The sequence below is a fragment of the Streptococcus equinus genome, assembly GCF_049393735.1.
GTDB classification, from domain to species: domain Bacteria; phylum Bacillota; class Bacilli; order Lactobacillales; family Streptococcaceae; genus Streptococcus; species Streptococcus equinus_G.
In genome coordinates this window covers 479,563-504,902 of sequence record NZ_CP185946.1, presented here as the reverse complement: position 1 = coordinate 504,902, position 25,340 = coordinate 479,563, and the positions used below count along the sequence as shown (strand labels likewise).

At 37.5% G+C, this 25,340-nt stretch carries 25 protein-coding genes; 5 read left to right on the top strand and 20 right to left on the bottom strand.

The genetic code is table 11. The annotated features are described in order from the left end of the window. Positions 1 to 82 precede the first annotated feature (82 nt). The 10 genes from ACNTMY_RS02630 to rsmD form a co-directional block, all read right to left on the bottom strand. Positions 83 to 1,828 carry an ABC transporter ATP-binding protein gene (locus ACNTMY_RS02630; protein ID WP_423216537.1) on the bottom strand — a complete coding sequence of 582 codons (1,746 nt, stop codon included), beginning with the start codon at positions 1,826 to 1,828 and terminating at the stop codon, positions 83 to 85. Then, complete coding sequence (locus ACNTMY_RS02625; protein WP_423216536.1) at positions 1,818 to 3,563, bottom strand: ABC transporter ATP-binding protein; 1,746 nt, start codon at positions 3,561 to 3,563, stop codon at positions 1,818 to 1,820. The genes ACNTMY_RS02630 and ACNTMY_RS02625 overlap by 11 nt, the downstream gene beginning before the upstream one ends. Positions 3,564 to 3,671: 108 nt before the next feature. Continuing rightward, positions 3,672 to 4,181 (bottom strand): VanZ family protein, encoded by a 510-nt coding sequence (locus tag ACNTMY_RS02620; protein ID WP_423216535.1) that lies wholly within the window; start codon positions 4,179 to 4,181, stop codon positions 3,672 to 3,674. 10 nt (positions 4,182 to 4,191) lie between these two features. Then, positions 4,192 to 5,292, bottom strand: coding sequence for a 23S rRNA (adenine(2503)-C(2))-methyltransferase RlmN (rlmN, locus tag ACNTMY_RS02615; RefSeq protein WP_021141827.1), 1,101 nt, complete (start codon positions 5,290 to 5,292; stop codon positions 4,192 to 4,194). Between the two features lie 20 nt (positions 5,293 to 5,312). Then, entirely contained in the window at positions 5,313 to 5,873 is a 561-nt protein-coding gene (locus ACNTMY_RS02610; protein WP_423216534.1) for a YutD family protein, read from the bottom strand. A gap of 29 nt (positions 5,874 to 5,902) precedes the next feature. Next, positions 5,903 to 7,234, bottom strand: coding sequence for a bifunctional metallophosphatase/5'-nucleotidase (locus tag ACNTMY_RS02605; RefSeq protein WP_423216533.1), 1,332 nt, complete (start codon positions 7,232 to 7,234; stop codon positions 5,903 to 5,905). Between the two features lie 85 nt (positions 7,235 to 7,319). Further along, on the bottom strand, positions 7,320 to 7,565 hold the full coding sequence (locus tag ACNTMY_RS02600; RefSeq protein ID WP_423216532.1) for a DUF3923 family protein: 246 nt from the start codon (positions 7,563 to 7,565) through the stop codon (positions 7,320 to 7,322). Positions 7,566 to 7,678: 113 nt separating this feature from the next. After that, a complete protein-coding gene (locus ACNTMY_RS02595; protein WP_423216531.1) occupies positions 7,679 to 8,764 on the bottom strand; it encodes a SepM family pheromone-processing serine protease in 1,086 nt (361 codons plus the stop codon). Next, entirely contained in the window at positions 8,742 to 9,239 is a 498-nt protein-coding gene (coaD, locus tag ACNTMY_RS02590; RefSeq protein WP_423216530.1) for a pantetheine-phosphate adenylyltransferase, read from the bottom strand. Before coaD ends, ACNTMY_RS02595 begins: the two co-directional genes overlap by 23 nt. A 31-nt stretch (positions 9,240 to 9,270) precedes the next feature. Beyond that, the gene (gene rsmD / locus ACNTMY_RS02585; protein ID WP_033153640.1) at positions 9,271 to 9,810 is read right to left on the bottom strand and encodes a 16S rRNA (guanine(966)-N(2))-methyltransferase RsmD; all 540 of its coding nucleotides are present in this window, start codon (positions 9,808 to 9,810) and stop codon (positions 9,271 to 9,273) included. A gap of 132 nt (positions 9,811 to 9,942) precedes the next feature. On the opposite strand from rsmD, the gene ACNTMY_RS02580 reads away from it, so the two are divergent. Together ACNTMY_RS02580 and ACNTMY_RS02575 are read left to right on the top strand one after the other, a co-directional pair. Then, entirely contained in the window at positions 9,943 to 10,788 is an 846-nt protein-coding gene (locus ACNTMY_RS02580; protein ID WP_423216852.1) for a hypothetical protein, read from the top strand. 132 nt (positions 10,789 to 10,920) lie between these two features. Next, positions 10,921 to 11,649 (top strand): hypothetical protein, encoded by a 729-nt coding sequence (locus ACNTMY_RS02575; protein ID WP_423216529.1) that lies wholly within the window; start codon positions 10,921 to 10,923, stop codon positions 11,647 to 11,649. A 108-nt stretch (positions 11,650 to 11,757) separates the two neighbouring features. On the opposite strand, the gene asnA is transcribed toward ACNTMY_RS02575, so the two are convergent. The 6 genes from asnA to ACNTMY_RS02545 all read right to left on the bottom strand — a co-directional run bounded on the left by asnA (position 11,758) and on the right by ACNTMY_RS02545 (position 19,226). Continuing rightward, positions 11,758 to 12,750, bottom strand: coding sequence for an aspartate--ammonia ligase (gene asnA, locus ACNTMY_RS02570; RefSeq protein ID WP_021141821.1), 993 nt, complete (start codon positions 12,748 to 12,750; stop codon positions 11,758 to 11,760). Positions 12,751 to 13,067: 317 nt separating this feature from the next. Beyond that, positions 13,068 to 14,282: an MFS transporter gene (locus ACNTMY_RS02565; protein WP_423216528.1), complete on the bottom strand. Its 1,215-nt coding sequence runs from the start codon at positions 14,280 to 14,282 to the stop codon at positions 13,068 to 13,070. Between the two features lie 104 nt (positions 14,283 to 14,386). Continuing rightward, positions 14,387 to 15,469: an MmcQ/YjbR family DNA-binding protein gene (locus ACNTMY_RS02560; protein ID WP_423216527.1), complete on the bottom strand. Its 1,083-nt coding sequence runs from the start codon at positions 15,467 to 15,469 to the stop codon at positions 14,387 to 14,389. A 185-nt stretch (positions 15,470 to 15,654) separates the two neighbouring features. After that, on the bottom strand, positions 15,655 to 18,306 hold the full coding sequence (locus tag ACNTMY_RS02555; protein WP_423216526.1) for a valine--tRNA ligase: 2,652 nt from the start codon (positions 18,304 to 18,306) through the stop codon (positions 15,655 to 15,657). Between the two features lie 345 nt (positions 18,307 to 18,651). Further along, complete coding sequence (locus tag ACNTMY_RS02550; protein ID WP_004230644.1) at positions 18,652 to 18,969, bottom strand: helix-hairpin-helix domain-containing protein; 318 nt, start codon at positions 18,967 to 18,969, stop codon at positions 18,652 to 18,654. A 2-nt stretch (positions 18,970 to 18,971) separates the two neighbouring features. Beyond that, positions 18,972 to 19,226 carry a DUF1912 family protein gene (locus ACNTMY_RS02545; protein WP_004230643.1) on the bottom strand — a complete coding sequence of 85 codons (255 nt, stop codon included), beginning with the start codon at positions 19,224 to 19,226 and terminating at the stop codon, positions 18,972 to 18,974. Between the two features lie 213 nt (positions 19,227 to 19,439). On the opposite strand from ACNTMY_RS02545, the gene ACNTMY_RS02540 reads away from it, so the two are divergent. The 3 genes from ACNTMY_RS02540 (at position 19,440) to ACNTMY_RS02530 (ending at position 21,957) form a co-directional block, all read left to right on the top strand. Then, positions 19,440 to 20,207 carry a nucleoside phosphorylase gene (locus ACNTMY_RS02540; RefSeq protein ID WP_423216525.1) on the top strand — a complete coding sequence of 256 codons (768 nt, stop codon included), beginning with the start codon at positions 19,440 to 19,442 and terminating at the stop codon, positions 20,205 to 20,207. 373 nt (positions 20,208 to 20,580) lie between these two features. Beyond that, a complete protein-coding gene (locus ACNTMY_RS02535) occupies positions 20,581 to 21,219 on the top strand; it encodes a deoxynucleoside kinase (protein WP_423216524.1) in 639 nt (212 codons plus the stop codon). Positions 21,220 to 21,225: 6 nt separating this feature from the next. Next, the gene (locus ACNTMY_RS02530; RefSeq protein WP_423216523.1) at positions 21,226 to 21,957 is read left to right on the top strand and encodes a nicotinamide mononucleotide transporter family protein; all 732 of its coding nucleotides are present in this window, start codon (positions 21,226 to 21,228) and stop codon (positions 21,955 to 21,957) included. Between the two features lie 68 nt (positions 21,958 to 22,025). Here the strand turns inward: ACNTMY_RS02530 and ACNTMY_RS02525 are convergent, their stop codons facing one another. From ACNTMY_RS02525 to ACNTMY_RS02510, 4 genes are all read right to left on the bottom strand, one after another. Beyond that, positions 22,026 to 22,994 (bottom strand): ROK family glucokinase, encoded by a 969-nt coding sequence (locus ACNTMY_RS02525; RefSeq protein WP_423216522.1) that lies wholly within the window; start codon positions 22,992 to 22,994, stop codon positions 22,026 to 22,028. A 39-nt stretch (positions 22,995 to 23,033) separates the two neighbouring features. Next, the gene (locus tag ACNTMY_RS02520; protein ID WP_423216521.1) at positions 23,034 to 23,843 is read right to left on the bottom strand and encodes a Cof-type HAD-IIB family hydrolase; all 810 of its coding nucleotides are present in this window, start codon (positions 23,841 to 23,843) and stop codon (positions 23,034 to 23,036) included. A gap of 68 nt (positions 23,844 to 23,911) precedes the next feature. Then, positions 23,912 to 24,304: a C-glycoside deglycosidase beta subunit domain-containing protein gene (locus ACNTMY_RS02515; RefSeq protein WP_423216520.1), complete on the bottom strand. Its 393-nt coding sequence runs from the start codon at positions 24,302 to 24,304 to the stop codon at positions 23,912 to 23,914. 11 nt (positions 24,305 to 24,315) lie between these two features. Beyond that, complete coding sequence (locus tag ACNTMY_RS02510; RefSeq protein ID WP_423216519.1) at positions 24,316 to 25,320, bottom strand: sugar phosphate isomerase/epimerase family protein; 1,005 nt, start codon at positions 25,318 to 25,320, stop codon at positions 24,316 to 24,318. Positions 25,321 to 25,340 lie beyond the last annotated feature (20 nt).

The window sequence follows — 25,340 nt, the reverse complement described above, 5'->3', positions numbered from 1 at the left end:
ACAATCAGAAGTTGTAAAACAAGAACCGTAAGTAAAATAACAAAAAACCAACCTATTTTCACAGATTGGTTTGTTACTTTTATTAATTTTCCATCATACCAGCTTGTAATTGATACATGCGATAGTACGTACCCTTTTGGCTGAGCAATTTCTCGTGATTACCTGACTCAATAATCTTACCTTTGTCCAAAACATAAATGCAATCAGCATCTTGAATAGTTGATAAGCGGTGAGCAATCGCGATAGTTGTTCGACCTTGGCGCATTTTTTTCAACGATTCTTGGACAATATTTTCTGTCTCAGAATCGATATTTGCTGTTGCTTCATCAAGAATCAGAATCTTCGGCTGACTCGCTACAGTTCGCGCAAAAGCAAGCAATTGACGTTGTCCTGTTGAGAAACTTGAGCCACGCTCAGTAACTTTGGTATCGTATTTTTCAGGCAGTTTTTGGATAAATTGATCCGCGTCAACGAACTTAGCTGCTGACTGAACAGTTTCATCAGAAATATCTTGATACATTTTAATATTTGATTTAATCGTACCATGATATAAGAAAGGTTCTTGCAAGACAAGACCGATATGCTTACGCAAAGCTTCCTTAGAATACTTGCGAATATCCACACCGTCCAACAGCACTTGCCCTGACTGAAACTCATAAAAACGCATGAAGACGTTAATGATTGATGATTTTCCAGAACCAGTCGACCCAACAAAAGCAATCGTTTCACCTTGATTTACTTTAAATGAAATATCATCTAAAATCTGACGTTTGCCGTCATAAGAAAAACTCACATTTTTAAATTCAATATTACCAAACGTCACTTCTTCTTGGACACCGACTTGTTCAGGCTCGTATTGCTTCTCATCAATCAAATCAAAAACACGACCAGCTGAAACCATTGAGGTTTGCAAAGTTGAAAAATTCTGTGTTACCTCGATAAGTGGGTCAAACAAACGATTGACGTATTGGATGAAAGCGTACATTAGCCCTGCTGAAATGCCAACTTCCATGCCACGAAATCCAAAATAAGCCATCAAAATCGCATAAGCTAGCAACTTCAACAGTGACATAGCTGGACGTAGGAAAATACTATCCAAAGCAATCGAACGATTGGCATACTGAACATGCTCTTGGTTAATCTCTTCAAATTCACCTTTCAAACGTTCTTCTTGTCCAAAAGCTTGAATAATGCGAATCCCTTCAATACTTTCAGACAACTTGCTGTTAATGTCAGATAAAAGTGCACGCGTCTTTGCAATAACTTTAACTGATTTTTTACGATAAAGGTTGACTAAAATAAAGATAAATGGCAAAAAGAGAGCCACCCAAGCTGTCAGCACAGCATTTAGTTTTAGCATCGTAAAAAGCGTCACGGTAAAGACAAAAATAGCTGAAATGAAACTAGACAAAAGACCAGAAAACATGTCGCTAATCGCTTCGGTATCATTTGTAATACGAGATACGATAGAACCTGCTGGAGTCTTATCAAAATAAGACATTCCTAGTTTTTCCATGTTGGCAAAAGCATCACGCCTAATATCTCTGACAATGCTGTACGACACACGCGCAAAAAAGAAATTTCCAAAATATTGGATAATTGTCTGCACGACATACATCAGATAATAGCCAAGCAGAATTAACATAGCCGTTTGGTTTATATCTGTCAAAAAGTGGTCAATAAAGTAAGATGCTACCAAAGGAATCAAACTTTTAACGACCGTCGTCAAAAGCAAAAGCCCCAGAGCAAGTGCGGTTAAAAACTTATATGGCTTGAGATAGCTCATAAGACGTTTAAAAACACGCCACTGATTTGCATTATTCTTCATCACTATCTCCTTCCATTTCTAATTGCTGAGCTTCATAGGTGTCAGCATACCATCCACCCTGTTCAATCAAGTCCTCATGACGACCACGTTCAATAATTTTTCCATCTTGCATAACCAAAATCAAATCCGCATGCACAACTGCACTCAAACGGTGAGCTGTAATAATCGTTGATTTCTCTTTTCGAGTTTCTTTCAGATTTTCAATAATAGCATGCTCAGTCTTTGCATCCACAGCTGACAAAGAATCATCCAAAATCAAAATCTCAGGATTTAAAATCATAGCTCGACTCATCGCAATCCTTTGTTTTTGCCCACCAGAAAGACTCACACCCTTCTCACCAATCAAGGTCTTAAACCCATCTGGCATGGCTACGATATCATCATATACTCGAGAGAGCTTAGTCGCTGCTTCAACTTCTTCTAACTTAGCCTCAGGATTTCCAAAACGAATGTTATCTAAAATACTTGTTGCAAATAAAAACTGGTCTTGTGGCACATAACCAATCAACTGACGTAAATCGGACAACTTATAATCTTTGATGTCATGACCATCAAGGGTAATCTGACCATCTTGCAAATCATATTCACGTAAAAGCAAACGAAGTAAAGTCGTCTTACCAGAACCAGTCTGACCAACTAAGCCCAAGGTTTGACCTTGTTTCAATGCAAAGTGAATATCAGATAAAGTTTGTTCATTATCATAATGGAAAGCATCGATATCATAAACTAATGTGCCATTTTTTATTTCTGAAAGAGGATTTTCAGATTCTTTGACATCAGATTTTTCTTTTAACAAATGACTGATTCGCTCATAAGAAACTGTCCCACGTTGGATCATGTTAAAAAGAAATCCAATCGCCATCAATGGCCAAACCAACATATCAAGATAAGTGATAAAAGTTACCAAATTTCCGACAGTCACCTGACCAGCAGACACCATGACAGCTCCCATCAAAAGAGACAAAACATAACTAGCTCCGATAAATAACAAAACCAATGGGTCAAACATGACATCATACTTCATTGTTGTCATATTTTTCTTAAAAGTCATGTTATTAATATCTTGAAAAGATTGAAGTTCATCTTCTTGGTAACCAAAAGATTTGATGACCTTAATACCAGACACTGATTCTTGAACTTTGTTGTTCAATTCTGAAAAGGCTGCTTGAGATTTTCCAAATGCCTGATGAGTTTTGCGACCAAGACGGCTTGTAGCGTACGCCATAAATGGTAAGGGAATCACAGCAATCAAAGTCATCTGCCATGAAATGCTAAAAGCCATTGTCACCAATGTCACCAAAGCTGTAATAGAAGCATCAACAGCAGACATCACACCACCACCCGCAAGACGCGTTAGTGAGTTAATATCATTTGTAGCGTGCGCCATCAAATCACCTGTACGGTGTTTTTGATAAAAACTAGGCGACATTTTTGTAAAATGCTCAAAAAGTCGAAAACGCATAATCTGACCAAGTCTGTAAGATGTCCCTAAGATGTACATACGCCAAATATAACGCAAAGCATACATAGCAAGAGCTGACAAAATCAAATAAAATAAACTCAAAAGAAGCTCATGCTGCGTCAGCTCACCACTTGTCACATGGTCAATCACATTCCCCATGACTTTTGGAGGGATAAGATTTAAAACGGCTACTAAAATAAGAGACAGAATCCCTACAATGTATCGTTTTTTCTCCAGCTTAAAAAACCACCAGAGTTCTTTTATAATTTTCATGAAAACCTACTTTCTAGCTGATATTATATACCTTAAAGTAAACTCTAAGTCAAGTTAAACGTCTTATCTAGAAAAAAACAAAAGGCTGGGAATTTACCCAACCTCTTTTTATTGTTTTAGATATTTTTTACGAAAAACGCTATACAGCCAAAGAGCTAGCAAGCCACCCAATGAGTTGGTCCAAAGGTCATCAATTTCAAAGACCCGATTAGCATTATAAAGCAAGTCAACAATCAACTGAGTTGTTTCAATGGTTAAGCTTACTCCAAATGCTACAAGCCAAGCTTTTTTCCAATTGCGAAGACTAGGACAAAGGCAAATAAGTCCAAACATCAATGGAAAAATAAGAAACATGTTAGTGACGTTTTGCGCGAAGACCCAAAAGACTTCTAAGCCACTATCCAACTTTCCAATCCCAATAAAACTATTAAAAGGAACCAGTAAGAGACGCAAGCGACCATAAGAGATAATATTTGGCGTCTCAACCCCTTCAATCTTGAAAGGCTGTGGGCTAAAGCACAAGAAACAGATAGCAATGATGTACATTGTTACCAAAACTTTTGTCACCTTACGCCCAAAACTTGTTAATTCAAACTCTTCATCAAATAGCTTTTTCATTTTTCTCTTTTTATTTTGCTTTTGCTGCTTTTTGGCGATCACGCTTCATTGTGTTTGAACGCAATTGACCACAAGCCGCATCAATATCAGTTCCGTGCTCTTGACGAACCACACAGTTTACACCATTTTTCTTAAGAACATCGTAGAAAGCAGCAACGTGTTCTTTACTTGAACGGCTGTATTGGTCGTGCTCAGAAACTGGGTTGTATGGAATCAAGTTGATATATGACAATTTGCGAATTTTTTTCGTTAAATCAGCTAATTCTTGTGCATTTTCTGGCGAATCGTTGACATCATTTAACATGATATACTCAAATGTCACACGACGGTTAGTTGTTTCAACGTAATATTCAATCGCAGCAAAAAGTTTTTCAAGTGGGAATGAACGGTTAACACGCATGATTTGTGAACGAAGTTCGTTGTTTGGCGCGTGAAGTGATACCGCAAGGTTAACTTGCAAGCTTTCGTGAGCAAATTCACGGATTTTGTGTGCCAAACCTGATGTTGAAATAGTGATATGGCGTGCACCGATAGCAAGACCATTATCATTATTGATTGTACGTACGAAACGAAGAACGTTGTCGTAGTTATCAAATGGTTCACCAATCCCCATAACAACGACGTGACTCACGCGCTCATCTTGACCACGTTCGTCGAAATATTTTTGTACCATCATGATTTGTGAAGTAATTTCACCACTTGTCAAATCACGTTGTTTTTTAATCAAACCACTGGCACAGAATGAACATCCCATGTTACAACCAACTTGTGATGTTACACAGACTGACAAGCCGTAGTGTTGACGCATCAAAACTGTTTCAATCAACATACCATCAGGCAATTCAAACAAATATTTGACAGTACCATCTGATGCTTCTTGGACAACACGTTGTTTCAATGGATTGACGCAGAAATTTTCATTCAAAATAGCGATGAAGTCTTTTGAAATGTTTGTCATTTCTTCAAAAGATTGGACACGTTTACGGTAAAGCCAATCCCAAATTTGTGTTGCACGGAATTTCTTTTCACCGTGTTCGATTGCCCACTCAATCAATTCATCACGTGTTAATCCATAAATAGAGGGCTTAATGTCCTTAGTTTCTGTTTGCATTCTGTAAAATTAGTTCCTTCCTATTTCTCTTTGCGGCGAATGACAAATTGTTTTGCCGTTTGTATTTCTTTTTGTTGTTCACGTTTTTGATGACGCTCGCTACGACCTTTGCTTTCTTTGCGTTTTTGGCTGGTAAAATGCTGATTAGCTGAGCGGTCTGATTTTTTCTTACCAGATGAACGTTTTTGCGATTTGTGACGTCTTGACTGCTTTTCCTCTTCAGACTTAACTGGTCGAGGTTCTTGATTTTCAAGCACAAAATAAGCACAGCCAAAGTTACAATATTCTTTAAGATAATCATCTAGACGTGAGATACGATTAGCTTTTTTAACATCTCGGTCATCTTTGTAAAAACCTTTTAGACGTAATTGCTCATTTCCCCAATCTCCGACGATGTAATCATATTTTAGTAGAATATCAGAAAAACGTTGACTGAAAACAGTCGCATCAAAAGCACCTTTTTTATTTTCTAAAATCAAAAATTCAATATCATCACTTTTAACTCGGTCAGAAAATGCCACAAACTGTGGACCAGGGAATTTATTGTAATTAAACATTTCAGGAGAGATATCTTTTCTCATCGGTCTCCTCTCTTCATTCATCTTAAAACTTATTCTTTATGTTTGAGGTAGTCTTCTACCAGTTCTCGAAGCAATTCAGGAAAAAGCAGCTCTGCTTGATGTGATTTGATACTTTCAAAATAGCGTGCAAAGTAATATTGATCAACCAAGATGAGACTGACAGTATCCTTTTTATTCGTAACCTTTTCATTATACACTATTTTTCCATTTTTGTAATCAAAGCTGCTCGTTAAAACGGTCCCAAATTCTTTCCCACGGAATCCCATTCCGCGTATCTGCTGTTTTGCTAACAATTCTGCTTGTGAATAAACATCCTGACAAATCTCCTCAAGCTCAGATGTTGTTACTTCTAGCCTTGCCAAACGCATTTGGTGTGGAAGAGAATGATGAAGCGTATCCTTTGTCACTTCTCTTCCGAATGCCTCAACCACTAAACCAGAGTTAATCATAGCAACATCAGCCCTTGCATAGTCTTTCATAGCATCCATGACTAGTTGACAAGATTGCTCCAAAGTCAACTCAGTATCAAATTCCTTGACGCTCTCTTTTCTTAAAAGACTGCGGCCATCTGAAACGACTTTTTCTATCCATTCTTTATCGCCAGGTTTACTTGCCATATGACTCGTTTCATGAGCATGAATCGTAATATCTTCCAACTCATGATTTTCAAAAGTCAGATTAATCTCACCGACAAACTGTCCATATTTTCCTGCGGCAGCCATATAAGTTCCATTAAGACACGCGCCATCCTCCAAAACATGATGCGTATGTGCTCCAATAATTAAATCAATCTCTGGAACAGCTGCAGTAATCTTCTCATCTACTGGTAATCCAAGATGGCTCAACAAAATGCGAAAGTCTGCATTTTTCACCTCTGGAATCTCAACATCACGTTTCAAGCATGCCATCGGATCAAGCACCTTCCATCCACCAGGTTTATAAGTCAAATAATAAGGAAACGTGTAGGCTAAAAAAGCAATCCTCGTCCCAGCTTTTGTCTCATAAATCTGATATGGATCAGCCCAATTTGGACGTCCATTTTCATCTTCTAAATTTCCCAAAATAACCTTAAAATCAGCATCTTGATAAACTTGATTTAACCAATTTTTAGCCAAACCAATTCCTTCATTATTGCCAATCGTCGCAAAATCAATTTTAAGTTCATTCAATAATTGAACATTAAAGCAACCTTTGCTAGTATCAGTCATCGGATGCCAGCGGTCAATATTATCTCCAATATCAACCCGAATCACTTCTTCGTCAGACTTAGGAAATTCTTGAAAATATCGCTTAATTTTTGGATAGCTCTCAAAGTGAGAATGCAAGTCATTTAAGTGCAAAATCGTTAGCTTTTCTGTCATAGGATTATTATAGCATTTTCCCCATAAATAATGATATTTCAGTCATTTTACAAATTTTCCTAACAAAAAAAGCTAGATTGGTCATCTAACTTTTTTGGTGTCTTCGCGCAAACAGCATTTGCTTTACTACTAAGTATAGCATTCCTTGAATCACCCAGAACAAAAAATAACAGAGCACCCAAACTGAAAATGTCAGCCACTTCATTTCTACAGTCTGGTAAACACCGTGACTATTAACAGACCTAACAAAAATCAGCAAACTAACATCTAAAAAAATGAACAGTACCGCAAGATTGAGTCCAATAATCAATCGTTTCTGCCAGTTTGTCATGTGCTCCTCCAATCTATCTCTTACTCTATTTTAGAACATTGTAGCGAATAAATCTTAAGAAAAAGTTAATTAGCATAAAAAAAACACCCCTACTAAGTTGTAGGGATGATATTTTAATCTGTACTACGCAAATAATCAATTGCTTCCTGAACGGTTGTCACAGGGACAATCTTCATATCAGTATCTAAATCTTTAGCAGCCTCTTTTGCTTCTTGATAATTAGTCTTGGCATCTGGATTTTCTTTTTTCGTTTCCTCATCAACAGGATTATTTGGCACAAAGAAAATATCCGCACCAGCCTTAGCAGCTGACACTACTTTTAGCCCAGCGCCGCCGATATCACCAACTGAACCATCCGAATTAATCGTACCAGTTCCTGCAATTTTACGACCTTTTCTCAAGTCTTCGTTATTGACTTGGTCATAAATATCCAAGGTAAACATCAAACCAGCACTTGGTCCACCGAAACCACTCGTTTCAAAATCAACCTTAACATCTGACGAAACTTCAGTGTGGTCAACTAGTCCAATACCAATTCCATTTTTACCATTTGGCAATTCAATGATTTTCCCAGAAACTTCTTTACTTTTACCATCAGAAGTCTCTTGAACAGTGACATCAGAACCCAAATCTAAATCAGCAACATAAGCCATTAACTCTGCAGAACTATTGAAAGTTTTACCATTAACGCCTGTCACAGTATCAGCAAGATGCAACTGCCCTTTAAAAGTAGAATGCTTATCAACATTCAAGACATAGACACCTTGATAATCTAGATTAACATTTTTTCCTGCTAAAGTTAAAGCTTGATAGGTCGCTGTATTTTGTGATGTTTCCATGTAATACTGATTAATACGCATGTAGTCTGCATTGCTATAGCCACCAGTTGTCGCTGCCTCAGTTGTAATTTCAGTGTGCGGCGTCAACCAAGCATAAACCAACTGAGCAAGCGTTGCTTGACTAACCCCAACAGCTACGAAATTATAAGAACCATCTTCTTTATCAGCTTTGTCATTAACCGTTAAAACACTGCGAACATCATAAGCACCGCCAGGCATTTCAACATAATAACCAAGTGGGCAAAAAAGACTGAAAATGATAAAAGCAGTGCCAGCAATGCCTAAAATCCACCATTTTAAGCGATACAAAATACGACCTATCTTTTTCAAAATCCCTTTAAATGCGTTTAAGATTGTCATATTTTTCCTCCACTTTTTTGACAACACTTTCTGGAACAAAAGCTGAAATATCAGAATGAAAATGCATCAATTCACGCACACGACTTGATGAAACATAACGCCATTTCGGTGTGGTAAGTAAATAAACACTCTCGATATCATTAGCCAAGTGATGATTAAAAAAGTCCATGCTAGCCTCATACTCAAAATCTTTAGCATCACGAATTCCGCGAACTAAGTACCCAGCATGAAGTTCTCTTGCCACATCAACAGCCAAAGAATCTTGCGCCGTTACCACTTTCACATTTGGAAAAGCCGCGACTGCCTCTTCTACCATCAACTTTCTCTCAGCAATCGTAAACAAGCCTGATTTATTTTGATTGTACAAAATCCCCACATAGAGCGTGTCAAAAAGTTTACTTGCGCGAGCGATAATATCAAGATGCCCATTTGTCACCGGATCAAAAGACCCTGTCACCAAACCAATTTTTGCCATATTACCTCCATCAAGGATATCATGATACTTTCTATCTGATGTAAACCGTCACCTTACTGATTCCATATGTCTTCTGCTTCCAAATACCAAAGCTTAAAATTTCTTCAGGCAAATCCACTGATTTATCTGTCTCACAGACAATGATAACATCCTCAGACAAAAGTCCTTTTTCTTCCATTGTCGTGATGTTTTTTACGATTTCTTCCTTAGCATAAGGCGGATCCAAAAGCACCAAGTCGAATTTGCCACTAACGACACCTAAAGCTTTATTGGCATCCATTTTCATCAAGTGAAACTGTTTTTCAGACTTGGTCATTTTGATATTTTCTGTAATAATAGCTTGCGCTTGACGATTACGTTCAACCATAACCGCTTCATCCATCCCACGTGAGACAGCTTCAATAGCTAAGCTACCGCTACCAGAAAACAAATCCAAAACACGTCCACCATCAAAAAATGGACCAATCATACTAAAAATAGCACCCTTAACCTTATCAGTTGTTGGGCGAGTAATCTTACCATCGAGCGTCTTCAAAGGACGCCCACCAAATTTTCCTGCTACAACTCTCATAACAACCATTATAGCAAATTTCAAGTAAATTGCCTTAAAAAATTATCGATTAGGTTTACACAAAAAATGAGATTTGATATGATAGTTAAGATAATTTTAACTATCAAAGTTTTTTAGGATAAAGGAGTTATGATGGATTTTAAAAAATTCTTTAAAGACAAGAAAAATATTGCCCTCACTGTCTTGTCAATCTTGTTGATTGGTAGTTTCACTGCACAAGGAACTAAAAATCATGAACTTGCCAAAGCTGAATCAAAAATTGAGCAGTTAAACAAAGAAATTGACGACACAAAATCAGATTTAATTGATAGCCAAGATGAGCTTAGCGATTTCAAAGAAGAAAATGCTAAATACATTGAGCTTGGTAAAAAAGAATATCAAAAAGTAAAAGCTATCGAAGACGAAGCTGAAGCTGCTGTCGTAAAACTGGAAAGCAACCAAACTCAAGAAAATCTTGACGCAGCGACAAAGAAAGTCAATGCTGTTAGCGATTCAAAAGTTAAAGAAAAATTTCAAAAACGAATCACTACTGTAAAAACAGCTATCGAAGCTAAAAAACAGCAAGAAGCTATCAATGCAGCCGAAACTGCTGTTAAAAAACTTGAAACCGATCAAAAACGAGAAAATGTTGATGATGCTAAAAATAAAGTTAACGCTGTTTCTGATTCAAATAAGAAAGATGCCTTTAATAACCGTATCAATGCTGTAGTCTCAGCTATTGACGCAAAGGAAGCTGAGGCGGCACGTCAAGCTGAAGAAGCTAGAAAAGCCCAGGAAGCCGAAGCGGCACGTCAAGCTCAAGAACAAGCTGCAGCCGCTGCACAACAAGGTGATGCAACTACTGTTTATATCACAAATACCGGTCATCGCTATCACCTAAACCCTTATTGCCGTGGTCTTAATCGTTCAAACAGTACTACCCCAACAACATTATCAAATGCTATTGCAGCAGGATATACACGCTGTAAATTTGAATAATTCATCTAATTTGCTAGAATTTTTCTAGCATTTTTTATTTCCAATATATAGGAAGCGTTTACAAGATGGTTTTAAAATGGTATTCTTCTAATATAAAATTATTTTATAATTTAAAGCATTATGGAGGATACTATGAAAAAGAAGTTAAAACTTGCCCTACTGTTGATGTCAGCTATTCTTATTGGAACATCTCAAGATCAAGGAATCTTTGCACCTACAACTTTTGGAAATAGCCATATTGTCTTAGCTGATACCAAGTCAAAAGCCAAGACTTCCAAAAAAGAAGATAAATTGACAATAACTGCTAAAAAAGCAGTTAAAAAACTCGAAAACAACCAAACCCAAGAAAATCTTGACGCAGCTATCAAAAAAGTCAGTGCGGTCAAAAACAAAAAAGTTAAAAAACAACTAAAAAAACGTATCACATCTGTTAAAGTTGCAATAGAGGCTAAAAAACAGGAACAAGCAGCGCAAGCTACTGCTGAGGCGGCTGTTGCAAACTTAGAAGCAAATCAAACTCGCGAAAATGTTGACGATGCTAAAAATAAAGTCAACGCTGTTTCTGATTCAAGTAAGAAAGATGCCTTTAATAACCGTATCAATGCCGTTGTTTCAGCTATCGAAGCAAGGGAAGCTGAAGCGGCACGTCAAGCTGAAGAAGCTAGAAAAGCACAGGAAGCCGAAGCGGCACGTCAAGCTCAAGAGCAAGCTGCTGCTGAAGAGGCTGCTAGACAAGCCCAAGAACAAGCAAATCAACAAGCTGCCGGTGGTTATACCAAAGACTATCGTGGTAGATGGCATAGATCTAACGGTCAATATGCTTCTAAGGCTGAAATAGCCGAAGCTGGATTACAATGGTAATTTAAGTAAGTAATGGCAAACTGAGATAACGTTATCTCAGTTTTTTATATTTAAAAAGCCGACTGAACTCCAGTCGACTTTTTTGTCCTTAAAACAAAGCTTCTTTCATTAAAGAATGTTTTCGTAAGAATCACGAACTTCTTTTGGCCAAACGCTTGATTGAACTTCTCCGATATGTTTTTTACGAAGTAAGAACATTGCCATACGTGATTGACCAATACCACCACCAATTGTAAGTGGGAAGAGTCCATTAAGAAGAGCTTTATGCCATTCTAATTGCAAACGATCTTCATCGCCTGTAATTTTGACTTGGCGTTTAAGAGCTTCTTCATCAACACGGATCCCCATTGAAGACAATTCGAAAGCAGAGCCAAGAACATCATTCCAAACAATGATATCACCATTTAGACCATGGTAACCATTTTCAGATTCAGAAGTCCAGTCATCGTAGTCCGGTGCACGGCCATCATGACGTTCACCATTTGGCAAAATACCACCAATACCAATCAAGAACACTGCACCAAATTCTTTGGCTACTGCATTTTCACGTTCTTTTGGTGTCAAATCTGGATAACGTTCTACCAATTCTTCAGTGTGGATAAAAGTGATTTTCTTAGGCAAAACAGCTTCAATATCAAAGCGAGCTTCAACTGCTAATTCAGTCAAGCGGATAGCTTTGTAAACCTGTTCAACTGTTTCTTTCAAGTATTCAATATTACGACGACCATTTGGAATAACTTTTTCCCAATCCCATTGGTCAACATAAATAGAATGAATAGGATCCAAATCATCTTCATCGGGGCGAAGAGCTTTCATATGTACGAAAAGCCCTTCTCCTTCATTAAAGCCGAAACGTGCTAAGGTATGACGTTTCCACTTAGCAAGTGAATGAACAACTTCATATTCAGCATCAGGAATACGTTTGACGTGCACAGATACAGGGTGTTCAACGCCGTTCAAATTATCTTGCATACCATCCCCGACCTGGCTAAGAATAGGTCCTTGCACTTCAACAATGTCAAGTTTATCAATCAAATATTGAGTAAAAGTATTCTTGACAAAAGAAATCTCCTGCTGTTGATGAATAAAGCTTTTCTTCATATGCTCCTCCTTTAAAAAATTTTTAATTGAAATACCAAAATCATAACGAACAATAATAAAACTTTGTATTTCATGATCGCTTTGCAACGATAGAGATATTATACACCTATGCCTTGAAAAAATAAACACTTTTTTGCAAATTTTCGCAATATTTTTGAATTTTATGTTAGAAAAGCTGACAGCATCACGATTATTCAATGAAATAAAGTTTTCATATTAGAACATTTATTTTCAAAAATGAGATTTCACTTTACAAATACACAAAAATGAAAAAATATTTTTTAATCTTTTTAAAATTTTTTATCGATAAAGACAATTTATGATGCTTGTTTTTCACTGCGTAAAATCTGCAAGAAAATAAGAGCTAGTACAATAACAGCAACTCCGATAAATAAAAAATTAAAAGAATTATCAGGCTGCAATAAAATCGTAAAAAGAGCTGTTCCTAACGGCATAAATAAAATGGCTACCGTAAAAATAATGCCAAGTACGCGCCCTAAATAATCACTTGCCACTTCTCTTTGAATTAAGGAAAACGAATGAATGTTAAATAAGGTCATAAAAATTCCTGAACCAATTGGAGACAAAGCTAAAAGAAAAATGCTCGGTCTGATAATGTAAAAAATAGGAGCAACTGCAACAAAACACCCAAAAGTTACTAGCAAAAGCATCAACTGAGTAGTTGAGAGTTTGCGGGAAATCCTTCCACTAATCACAGCACCGATAAGACCTCCAAGTGCTTCTGCAGTCAAAAAAGTTGCATAAACATTTTCAGCAATTTTAGGGAACATTTGATTACTATAAGGCAACAACAAACTGTAGCCAGCCATGAAAAAATTAACCCCTGCAGAAAGAGCAATCAGCAGATAAATCTGACGATTTTTAGCCACATACCCAAAACCACTAATCAAATCATCGATGACTGACTTAGCCGAAAAATTATCATTTTTCCGTGTCTCTTCTAAAATCGGCTGAATCAATACAATAATAATAGCTGAAAATAAAAATGAAACACCATCTAACAGAAGTGCACCGTGAATGCCAATCCATTTATAAATAGCTACTGAAAGTACAGGAACAATGATTTTTACAAGAGTCGTCGATGTTTGAAGATACGAATTCACCAAAGTAATCTCATCTTTTTCTACAATCTCTTTAGTAAATGCATTGTAAGCTGGTGTTGCAAATGCTGACAAAAGCGCCAAGACCGCATTAGCAAGAATGATGGCATACATCAACCAAGCTTGACTGGTCACAAAAGAAAGAAAAATGCAAATAACACCACTCAAAAAATCAGTCAAAATGATAATTTTCTTGCGACGAAAACGGTCTGCTATCACTCCTCCAAATAAGTTAAATACTGCTCCGATGATATTTTCAAGTGCCTGATAAATTCCTACCAAAACCATGGATTTCATGTTCATACTTACAAGAAAAGAATTATTGACATAATCAAATAAGGTATCACCGATTCTTGAAATCGTACTACTCGCTACTAGAAAATTTGTGTTTTTCCGCTCAATTTTTCTCATAAGCACCTCCCGATTGTTAGATAGTATACTCTTCAAAAACTATTTTTGCAATATTCTTTCAATTTTATTTTCAAAAAACCGCACCTAACGGCACGGCTTATCTATTAGTTTCTGAGTGAATCAATTTTTTCAATTAATTCTTTTGTCATACGACGTGGGCCACGAACTGCTCTGACACCACAGGATTTTAAGATATCAAACGTCACTTGCTCATCAGAAAAAGTGTGGAGTAGCTGAATCTTCATTAATTTTTTGATGGAGGGTTCATCTCGATAAGCATCATTTGGCAAATCAACTTCTAAGACCTGACAAAAATAACGAACTGCTTTCGTCGGTGCAGTGATATAAATCGCCACAAAATCACCTTTTTTAAGGCTCGCTTTCTGCGTCCATAAAATAGTCTTACTTTCTGCAAACTCAGCATCAATATCATAGTACTTAGGGTTGGCTGGAATTAACCAATAATCAGGTCCGGATGAGCTCCCTAATTGCTTTCCAGCGACCAAAGCTCTGCTATTTTCCACCAAAGAAAATAACTGCTCATCAGATAAAGCGTCATCGAAAACCAGTGTCACCCAAGATTTTTTATTCATATGATATGAGGGATAGATCCCTTTTGTCGCAAGCAGTTCTGGCAGAGCTTCTTTGTCAACCTTGATGTTAATGATTTCAACTTTTTCGTCTAGCTCTTCTTGCGACCACTGCTCCTCACCAAGGTCTAATTTGCCACGCTCAAGCGTCATCACAAGACCATACCACTTCTGATTTTCAGGATAGCGAAAAGAAGAGAACTCAGGATATTTCTCAAAAGGATGATCAAAATCATCGCCATAAGTATCCTTTAGGTGAGTTGCAAGACGATTCATTTGGTCACTGGCAAATGGCAGAGCTTCAAAGCAAGCTTCAGCCACTCTTTCAAGAACCTCTTGATAAGCTTCACGAACCTTCCCAACAAAATTGCCACTCACACCAGCCACATGAAGAGCAAGATACTCTTCATTTAAATCGGTATCAATCACCCTTGCTGACACCTGACCAGCCAATGAAACATGAACTCGCACCTCAAAATCGCCATTCAAAATCAGCTCCGTATAGTCATAACCAGCCTGAGATTTCACAAATCCAAACGCCACCAAGCGTTCAAATATCACGCGCTTTTTTCTAAAAATATCCGATTCAAATGACATAGGAACTCCTTTCGTTTCAGTTTAATTATAACAAAAAACCACCTCAACCTATTAGTTGAGGTGGTTTTAATTGTGATACTCTTTGAAAAGTAGGTATCTATGAAAAAGAAAGTTAACTAGGATTGTTTATAGTATAGTTGTCCTTACTTAAGGCAATCTTAATTTTTTCTTGAAGAAACCTTAACTTATTTCACCAATTTTTTCATATCTTCGATACGAGCAACTGTTGCGTCGTATTTGGCTTGGTAGTCAACTTGTTTATCACGTTCTTTTTGGACAACTTCTGGTTTAGCGTTAGCGACGAATTTTTCGTTACCAAGTTTACGAGCAACCATGTCCAATTCTTTTTGCCATTTAGCAAGTTCTTTGTCAAGACGTGCCAATTCTTCTTCAACGTTAAGAAGGTCAGCAAGTGGCAAGAAGATTTCAGCACCAGTGATAACGCTAGACATTGCCAATTCTGGAGCTTCAATATCAGAAGAAATTTCAAGTTTTTCAGGGTTAGTGAAACGTTTGATGTAGTTCACATTGCTGTTGAAGAAGTCTTCCAATTCTTTGTCGCTTGTCTTAACAAGAAGTGTGATTGGTTTACTTGGAGCAACATTCACTTCGCTACGTGCGTTACGGACAGCACGGATAAGGTCTTTAAGACTTTCAACACCTTTGTGTGCAGCTTCATTTTCAAATGCTGGGTTAACAGTTGGGTACTCAGCTGTTACGATTGAACCTTCAGAAATTTGTTCAAAGATTTCTTCAGTTACGAATGGCATGATTGGGTGAAGCAAACGAAGGATTTTATCAAGTGTGTAAAGAAGAACTGAACGAGTGATAACTTTTTCGTCTTCGTTGTCGCTGTAAAGAACTTCTTTAGTCAACTCAACGTACCAGTCAGCAAATTCATCCCAGATGAAGTTATAAAGAATGTGACCAGCTACACCAAATTCAAATTTATCAAAGTTTTCAGTGACTTTAGCGATTGTTTCGTTCAAGTTGTGAAGGATCCAACGGTCAGTAACGTTACCAGCTGTACCAGCAGCAACTTTTTCAACGTTAGCGCTAGCTTGTTCAAGTGTAAGTTCTTCATTGTTCATCAAGATGTAACGAGAAATGTTCCAGATTTTGTTAATGAAGTTCCAAGCAGCATCCATTTTTTCGTAAGAGAAACGAACGTCTTGACCTGGTGCAGAACCGTTTGACAAGAACCAACGAAGGGCATCGGCACCATATTTTTCGATAACGTCCATTGGGTCAATACCGTTACCAAGTGATTTAGACATTTTACGTCCTTGTTCATCACGGATAAGACCATGGATAAGCACGTTTTCAAATGGACGGCGTCCTGTGAATTCCAATGATTGGAAAATCATACGTGATACCCAGAAGAAGATGATATCATAACCAGTTACCAATGTTGAAGTTGGGAAGTAACGTTTGAAGTCTTCTGCTTCTGTATCAGGCCAACCCATTGTTGAGAATGGCCATAGAGCTGAACTAAACCAAGTATCAAGCACGTCTTCGTCTTGAGTCCATCCGTCACCTTCTGGAGCTTCTTCACCGACGTACATTTCACCTTCAGCATTGTACCATGCTGGGATTTGGTGACCCCACCATAATTGACGAGAAATAACCCAGTCGTGAACATTTTCCATCCATTGAAGGAAAGTATCGTTGAAACGTGGTGGGTAGAATTTCACTTCGTCATCAGTGTCTTGGTTAGCAATGGCATTTTTAGCCAATTGATCCATTTTAACGAACCATTGTGTTGACAAGCGAGGTTCAACTGGTACACCAGTACGTTCTGAGTGACCAACGCTGTGAACCATTTTTTCGATTTCAACAAGCGCACCGATTTCTTCCAATTTTTTAACGACAGCTTTACGTGCTTCAAAACGATCCATACCAGCAAATTCACCAGCAAGTTCGTTCATTGTACCATCGTCGTTCATAACGTTGATTTGTGGCAAGTTGTGACGTTGACCAACTAGGAAGTCGTTAGGGTCATGTGCTGGAGTGATTTTAACCACACCAGTACCAAATTCTGGGTCAGCGTGTTCGTCACCAACGATTGGAATAGCTTTGTTAACGATTGGAAGGATAACATTTTTACCAATCAAATCTTTGTAACGGTCATCATTTGGGTTAACCGCAACGGCAACATCACCAAACATTGTTTCTGGACGAGTTGTTGCCACTTCAAGGCTACGTGAACCATCTTCCAACATGTAGTTCATGTGGTAGAATGCACCTTCAACATCTTTGTGGATAACTTCGATATCAGAAAGAGCTGTACGAGCTTTTGGATCCCAGTTGATGATAAATTCACCACGGTAAATCCAACCTTTTTTGTAAAGTTGAACAAAGACTTTACGAACTGCTTTTGACAAACCTTCATCAAGGGTGAAACGTTCACGTGAGTAATCTACAGAGATACCCATTTTACCCCATTGTTGTTTGATTGTTGATGCGTATTCATCTTTCCATTCCCAAACTTTATCAAGGAATTTTTCACGACCAAGGTCGTAACGTGAGATACCATCTTCAGCAAGACGTGCTTCAACTTTTGCTTGTGTTGCGATACCAGCGTGGTCCATACCCGGAAGCCATAAAGTATCAAAACCTTGCATACGTTTTTGACGGATGATAATATCTTGCAAAGTTGTATCCCAAGCGTGACCAAGGTGAAGTTTACCTGTAACGTTTGGTGGTGGAATAACGATTGAATACGGATGTGCTTTCTTATCGCCTGAAGGCTTGAAAACATCTTCGTCTAACCATTTTTGATAACGACCAGCTTCAACTTCAGCTGGGTTATATTTTGGTGAAAGTTCTTTTGACATAATGTGTCCTTTCTACAATTTTTTTCAGTAAGTTAATTAATTCAAATTATCAGGTGCCTTGCTACTCACGCGCATTTAGTGAATATAAATATCGTAACCATATGATTCAATATCAAACAAAAAATCGCCCCTGTCTTTCGACAGGGACGAACTTGTATAAATCCGCGGTACCACCCACATTCGAGTGACTAGCACTCGCGACTTTGATATTTAGTTACAACACTCAGCAACTAGTCCTGACATTTGTGCGGATTTCTCAGCGCCACCGCTTTCTGTAACAAATGGTCTTCAAGACACCTCTGAATGTTTTTATTTTAACAGATTTGGTCAGCTAACGCAAATGGTTTAGGCTTTGAAAGCTACGCCATTTTCTTTAAGTTTATTAACAGTTGCTGGGCCAATTCCTTTAAAGGCCAAAACTTCTTTTTCAGTGAATTTTTGGAAATCTGATACTGATTTGATACCTTCGTTGTAAAGTGTTTCAACAAGTTTTGGTCGGATGCCTTCTACGGCAGAAATCGCTGAAAATTCTTCCAAACTAAGAGTTGCTTTTGAAACAACGTTAGCAGCAGCTTTAACAGTTGAAGTGGCAGCTGTTTTGATGATACCTGCACGTTTTAATTTCAATAAATACTCTTTTTTACGATTCTTTTTCTTTGCCATTTTTAGTAATTTCTCTCCCCTAAAAGATTATCTGGTAATTCGTGGAAACCTTTTCCGGCTTTATAATTAGCAAATTTGCCTTGGATATAACGGTAAGCATCTAGTTTGCTTTCATAGCGGATGTAAGCATCAGCAGCTCGTTCATCCTTATCTTCTTCCACAATTTTACGACTGGCTTCCATAGCCATTTCATTAACTGTAATTTGTGAATCTACCCAAGCTTCAAATTCTTTTAAAAATTCTTGTTCGTAAGTCATAAATACCTCTCGTCTGATTTCCTAGCTCATATTATAACACAAACCATGGTGAAAAGAGAAGTTTGTAAAGGATTTGTAACATGATTTCCGAGAATTATTGACGTTTGCAATGATTTTTTCTGAAAATATGACAAATTACCTTGCCTTCTTCTACTATATAAGGTAGAATATTAAAAATATTTTGACATTATCACTTGAGAAAGAGGTGCTGATATGATTTTATCTCAATTCGACCCAACTAAAACTGCCATAATCAATCCAAATGATGTGGTCGCAAGTCTACCTGATTTTCCAAAAACGGTCGTCACTTGTTTTGCAAGAGCTACTTTTGCAAGAATTTTAGCTGACGTCCCTCATCGTCAAATTGCCAAAACTAGCGTTGCAAATCTCGAGATTCCAATTTATGAATTAGAGTTTAAAGGACAAAAAATTGGATTTTTCAACTCTTATGTAGGTGCTAGTGGCTGTGTTGCTATCTTAGAAGACATCATTGCCATGGGCGCTGAAAATCTGCTTATTTTTGGAACTTGTGGCGTCCTTGATAGCAATATCAAAGAAACTTCAATCATCATTCCAAGCGCTGCTATTCGTGACGAAGGAACTAGCTATCACTACGCTCCTGCTGGTCAGGAAATATCACTAAATGTCAGTCATCGCAATCTTTTCAAAGAATTTCTCAAACAAAAAAATATCTCATACACTGAAGGAAAAGTCTGGACAACTGACGGCATTTATCGTGAAACGCAGCAAAAAATGGCTAAGCGAAAAGCTCAAGGAGCAATCGCTGTTGATATGGAATGCTCTGCTATTGCTGCGCTAGCAGATTTTCGAAACATTAATCACTTTCAATTTTTCTACTCGGCAGATAATCTAGATACCGAAAGTTGGGATCCACGTACACTAGCAAACGACGCTGACCTAGAAACCAAAGACCGCATTGCAAATATTGCCTTAAATTTTGCTACCGAATTATTTGATTAATAATTTTTTCACTCAGCTACAATAGCTGAGTTTTTTTGAAAATTTTTTATCATTGCTCAAGCCCTGATATTAAGGTATCTTTGACTTTTTCGACAAAAAAAGTCAATTTTTATCTCTTGTCAAACACAAAATATAGTGCTACTATTTTATCCGGGCACAAGATATTGTGCCTAACTATTTTTAATATGACAAGTCGAGGCCTCAGCTTTGTCACATATAGATATTATTTTGAAAAGATAGAAACGACACTACTATTTTCAAATAAAACATCTGTTTACTTGCCTATTTCTAGACAGATAGCTTTGCTATCACAACTATACATTTACACATTTCATAAATTTTTTAATTAGCATATTGGAGGTGCATTACCATCGTGATTATTCTAGCAGGAATGATAGGAGTCGGAAAAACTACCTACACTTCTCTTTTAGCCAAAGAACTTGGCACAACAGCTTTCTTTGAACCTGTTGACAACAACCCAATCTTAGATAAATATTATGAAGACCCTGAAAAATACGGGTTTGCATTGCAAATTTACTTCTTGAACAAACGCTTCAAATCTATCAAAGAAGCTTATGAAGCAGATAACAATGTCCTAGACCGCTCAATCTACGAAGATGCTCTATTTACTTATATCAACACTCTTCAAGGAAGTATCAGCGATCAAGAATACAATATCTATTTGGAATTGCTAGACAACATGATGGAGGAAATTGACGGACTTCCTAAAAAAGCTCCTGACTTGCTAATCTACCTTGAAGGTAGTTTCGACCACATCATGAATAACATCAAAAAACGTGGACGTGATTTTGAGCAACCAGATAATGAAAATGGACTCACAGATTATTACAAACTCCTTCACAAACACTATACAAAATGGTATGAAAATTACCAATATAGTCCTAAAATGAAAATTAACACAGACAGCTTTGACGTTACAAAAGCTGAGGACTGGGATAAAGTGTACCAAATGATCCGTCAAGAAATGAAATTAATTGGAATTGGAGATTAACATTTTTTGAAAAAACAACTTTCGCTTAAAGAATCATTTAACATCGCTTGGAATCGTTTTGACTTAAAGGAAAAGATTTTTGTTATCTTTGCATTTCTTGTTTCTCTTGGATTTAACCTTTATGGGATATTGCCGACACTGACTTCAAGAGATTTTGACCTACTAAATATTTTGTCAATCATCATGGCAGTTTTTGGTTTTATCGGGACATGGACATTAGCTATTCAGTGGCAGCACACTTTTAAAGCCAATGGTGTTCAAAACGTCGCTGGGATTTTAGTTGCTGGGATTCAAGGAGTTTACGGCGATATGTTCAAAAGTTGTTATTACCTTGCTACCGAATTTATCGGTCACTATAACTGGAAAAAACGTCGTAGCGATGACGGACAATTAATCGTTGATAAAAACTTCAGTCTAAAAGACGTCCTTATCGCTATCTTCTTTTGGACAATCGGACTTGGCTTCCTTTCATACTGGATGGGTGGACAAAAAATCATCCTTGACGCCATGACAAATGGTCTTTCATTTACTGCCCAACAACGACAAGTCAAAGGACACCTAGATGGTTACTACATCTGGCTAGTCGTTGACTTCCTCAGCTTCTTGCTATTCTTATCAGTCGGAAATCCAATCGTTGCCTTTAGTTACCTTGGTATGATTGCACAAGGTTTCGTTGGTATTATGATTTGGAAGAAAAGCCAAAGCGAAGAAACAGTGGGACAAGAAACACTTGCATAATTAAAAGTAGAGATTCTATCAAGAGTCTCTACTTTTTTTGTATCATATCAACCTGAGTTCTTCATTGATTACGATAAAGACAGCATCACTAAACGAGCTGCTCCAATGACTCCAGCATCGTTTCCAAGTTGCGCTAAAACAATCTGGCAAGTCTTTCTTATTTGTGGGAAGATGTACTCTTTAGCTTGTGCGTCAATCTTACTACGTAAAAATTCTCCAGCTGCTGATACTCCGCCGCCAATGACAATACGACTTGGGCTAAGAGTATTTGCAATATGAGAAACAGCCAGTCCAAGATATGCGACAAACTTATCGACAATCATATTAGCAAAAACATCACCCGATTTTGCTGCAGCAAAAATTTCTTTTGAAGTAACGTCATCTCCATTATCAATCGCTGCTTTTATAGCTGAATCACCTTCATACTCACTCGAGAAACGTTGTGCCAGGTTAACAATTCCAGTCGCTGAAGCTACAGCTTCTAAGCAACCATTTTTACCACAAGTGCAAGCAAAGCCATTTTCTGTATCAACTGTCAAATGCCCAATTTCTCCAGCCGCGCCACCTTCACCTGTAACGAGCTGACCATTTGCTACAATACCGCCACCAACACCAGTTCCAAGTGTCATCATGACAACGTCTGAATTTCCATTTCCAGCACCTTGCCACTGCTCACCAAGAGCTGCAACATTGGCATCATTTCCGATAAAAAACGGAAGAGAAAAAGCAGCTTCGAATGCCTTTTTGATTTCTTGAACATCAGTCCAGCCAAGATTATATGCGCCCACAACCGTACCAGCATCACTATCAACTTTACCAGGTGAACCCATACCAATTCCAATAAAATCATCAGTAGTCAATTGAAATAAAGCCAATTTATCTTGAATGGATGCGATAATATCCGGCACAATGTGTTTACCATTTTCGAGAACATTTGTTTTGATAGACCATTTTTCAAGGATTTCTCCTGCTTGTGAAATAATGGCCAGTTTGATACTAGTTCCTCCTAAATCAATACCAATTATTTTTTGTGTCATTATATTTCCTTTCGAATGTTACAGTTTTGATGTCAGTTTTCAAGCACAATAATGCTCTAAAAAGACAGCTACGCCATCATTGTCATTACTTTCAGTAACATAGTCGCTCTCTCGTTTCAAACTTGCAGACGCATTGTCAACTGCCACACCAATTTTTGCTAAACGTATCATATCTAAGTCATTGTTGTTATTGCCAAAAGCCATAAGATTATCTGAGCTCAAACGTAATTTTTCTAACAGAATCTGAAGTGCTCTAGCCTTATTGTCCCCTTTTTGCATAATCTCAAGATAAAATGCTTCACTTTTATTTAACGAATAAGCTTCTCCAAAAGCATGTGAAAAGTCGTTGATTGCTTGATCAAGTTGCCAAGGATCACCTACAGCCATTAGTTTGATAATATTATCAGGAACCTCTTCTTCAGCTTGTAAAACTGTCAAGTCAAGATTACCAAGATAGGCCTCTCGAACAGTCAATGGATGTATGGTTTTATTGTACGTAAACATTTTTGTCATTGTCATGGCATGTACACCTAAGCCATACTGACCAAAAAAATCGCTAATGCATTTAAAATCCGATGTACTCAAATTAGCTCGATGTAAAATCTCTTGACCATCGCACGTTTGAACCAAAGAGCCATTATAAGAAATTGTGTAATCACTATCATCCAAACCTATTTCATCAATCAAATGAGCCATTCCATTAAATGGACGTCCTGTGCAAAGTACCACATGCACACCTGACTGTTTCAACCGACGAAGTGCCTGCTTGTTCTTATCCGTCAACTCCAAGTGGCTGTTTAACAAAGTCCCGTCCAAGTCAGTTGCAACGATTTGGATTTTAGTCATCATAAACTTCCTTTCTAAATACAAGAAAATCCTGCAAGGAGATTGCCGCAGGATTTTTTAGTTACAATGTTCTAGCTAATCACGACTTTACGTGAATTTACTCCTTTGATTGGAATTGGAATATACGCTGTACGTGTAATAACTGTCAATTCAACATCGTGTTCTCCTGTAGGTAAACCACCATCTTGAATCACACGAATTTTTAATGGCACATCATATTCCCATTTATAAGTTGTAACAGTAGTCATTTCATCAAGAGTGAACCAATCTTTGCCTTCTGCACTGCAACGAATCGCTTCACGTGGAACTTCTTTACCATCTACTTTTACAGCAATATCATTAACCATTGACAATGGAATCGCACGATAGTAAGTAATAAATGTCTCAAGTTCAAATCCAACAACTTTGTCATCTACAACTGTATTTTTACATGAATCTTTTTTAAAAACGTTATTATCAAACATGTCTTATCCTCCTAGCCTTCAATCTCTGCAATGGCTTCACGCAAAAGTTTTTGGTGAGCAGCAACTTGTTCTTTTTCAACCATTGGGTTTCCAGGAAGAATCCAGCGATTTCCTTCGTATTCTGTTGCTACATAGCCGTCGTAACCTTTATCATGAAGGTATTGTAAAATTTTCTTATAATCAATTGAATACTCTACTCCTTCATCTGTCATTTCCCAAAGTTTGAAATGGAAATGTTTGATATAAGGAATCAAATCATCAAGTGCTGATAAAGGTGTGTTTTCATAGCCATCAGCTAGCATGATGTAAGGCATATTTTTAGGAGTTGCAAATTTTTCTAATTCAGGAACCATCTTGCGATCACGAGAGATAAGATGAGTACCGTCAAGTCCTTTATCAAATTGCTCATTAAACAAAGCAATAACTTCTGGATCAACACCTAAAACTTTTTCATTGAAATCATTAAACACACGTGGAATGCGATCACAGAAAATGCCTGTATCAATAACAAGACCGCAATAAGGAGAGTTAACACGTTTCATTTCTTCAATGAATTTGGCTGTAGCTGGTTCATCAAAACTCATCCCTGCATGAACTTCAAGTGCAAAAGCAACATCGTATTTTTCAGCATATGGCAAAAGTGGCTCAATCACAAAACTTGGAACCATAGATACTAAGCGAATCAACTTGAAACCAAGTCGGTGCGCCAATTTAATCTCGTCAATTAAAAGATCAACACATTCTTTTTCAGTTAAAGTACGGTTATTATAGAGGTTTGTATTCAAGAAAACATCGGCACAAACAGGTTTTGCTTTTGTTTTTGCCATGATACGATCCCACTCAGTCAACGTTTCTTCAGTAGGATGTGGTGTGCCATGTAGATTTTGGTCTGGCAACATTTCAATACCTTGAACTTGATTGTCATCGAGGTATTCCATGATTTCCTCAAGTGACATACGACCATTCATAAATTCATCTTGTAAACTATAAAGACTGACTGCAGTTTTAATACTCATGATTTTCTCCCATTTCCATT

Bases quoted from the DNA above. Each gene is read 5' to 3' on its own strand.
- ACNTMY_RS02510 (WP_423216519.1), bottom strand. From the start codon at position 25,320: ATGAGTATTAAAACTGCAGTCAGTCTTTATAGTTTACAAGATGAATTT.
- ACNTMY_RS02600 (WP_423216532.1), bottom strand. From the start codon at position 7,565: ATGACAAACTGGCAGAAACGATTGATTATTGGACTCAATCTTGCGGTA.
- ACNTMY_RS02515 (WP_423216520.1), bottom strand. From the start codon at position 24,304: ATGTTTGATAATAACGTTTTTAAAAAAGATTCATGTAAAAATACAGTT.
- ACNTMY_RS02610 (WP_423216534.1), bottom strand. From the start codon at position 5,873: ATGAGAAAAGATATCTCTCCTGAAATGTTTAATTACAATAAATTCCCT.
- ACNTMY_RS02625 (WP_423216536.1), bottom strand. From the start codon at position 3,563: ATGAAAATTATAAAAGAACTCTGGTGGTTTTTTAAGCTGGAGAAAAAA.
- coaD (WP_423216530.1), bottom strand. From the start codon at position 9,239: ATGGCAAAAATTGGTTTGGTGACAGGGTCTTTTGATCCGGTGACAAAT.
- ACNTMY_RS02555 (WP_423216526.1), bottom strand. From the start codon at position 18,306: ATGTCAAAAGAACTTTCACCAAAATATAACCCAGCTGAAGTTGAAGCT.
- ACNTMY_RS02575 (WP_423216529.1), top strand. From the start codon at position 10,921: ATGAAAAAGAAGTTAAAACTTGCCCTACTGTTGATGTCAGCTATTCTT.
- ACNTMY_RS02525 (WP_423216522.1), bottom strand. From the start codon at position 22,994: ATGACACAAAAAATAATTGGTATTGATTTAGGAGGAACTAGTATCAAA.
- ACNTMY_RS02520 (WP_423216521.1), bottom strand. From the start codon at position 23,843: ATGATGACTAAAATCCAAATCGTTGCAACTGACTTGGACGGGACTTTG.
- ACNTMY_RS02565 (WP_423216528.1), bottom strand. From the start codon at position 14,282: ATGAGAAAAATTGAGCGGAAAAACACAAATTTTCTAGTAGCGAGTAGT.
- ACNTMY_RS02560 (WP_423216527.1), bottom strand. From the start codon at position 15,469: ATGTCATTTGAATCGGATATTTTTAGAAAAAAGCGCGTGATATTTGAA.
- rsmD (WP_033153640.1), bottom strand. From the start codon at position 9,810: ATGAGAGTTGTAGCAGGAAAATTTGGTGGGCGTCCTTTGAAGACGCTC.
- ACNTMY_RS02630 (WP_423216537.1), bottom strand. From the start codon at position 1,828: ATGAAGAATAATGCAAATCAGTGGCGTGTTTTTAAACGTCTTATGAGC.
- ACNTMY_RS02595 (WP_423216531.1), bottom strand. From the start codon at position 8,764: ATGACAATCTTAAACGCATTTAAAGGGATTTTGAAAAAGATAGGTCGT.
- asnA (WP_021141821.1), bottom strand. From the start codon at position 12,750: ATGAAGAAAAGCTTTATTCATCAACAGCAGGAGATTTCTTTTGTCAAG.
- ACNTMY_RS02540 (WP_423216525.1), top strand. From the start codon at position 19,440: ATGATTTTATCTCAATTCGACCCAACTAAAACTGCCATAATCAATCCA.
- ACNTMY_RS02580 (WP_423216852.1), top strand. From the start codon at position 9,943: ATGGATTTTAAAAAATTCTTTAAAGACAAGAAAAATATTGCCCTCACT.
- ACNTMY_RS02620 (WP_423216535.1), bottom strand. From the start codon at position 4,181: ATGAAAAAGCTATTTGATGAAGAGTTTGAATTAACAAGTTTTGGGCGT.
- ACNTMY_RS02550 (WP_004230644.1), bottom strand. From the start codon at position 18,969: ATGGCAAAGAAAAAGAATCGTAAAAAAGAGTATTTATTGAAATTAAAA.
- rlmN (WP_021141827.1), bottom strand. From the start codon at position 5,292: ATGCAAACAGAAACTAAGGACATTAAGCCCTCTATTTATGGATTAACA.
- ACNTMY_RS02545 (WP_004230643.1), bottom strand. From the start codon at position 19,226: ATGACTTACGAACAAGAATTTTTAAAAGAATTTGAAGCTTGGGTAGAT.
- ACNTMY_RS02605 (WP_423216533.1), bottom strand. From the start codon at position 7,234: ATGACAGAAAAGCTAACGATTTTGCACTTAAATGACTTGCATTCTCAC.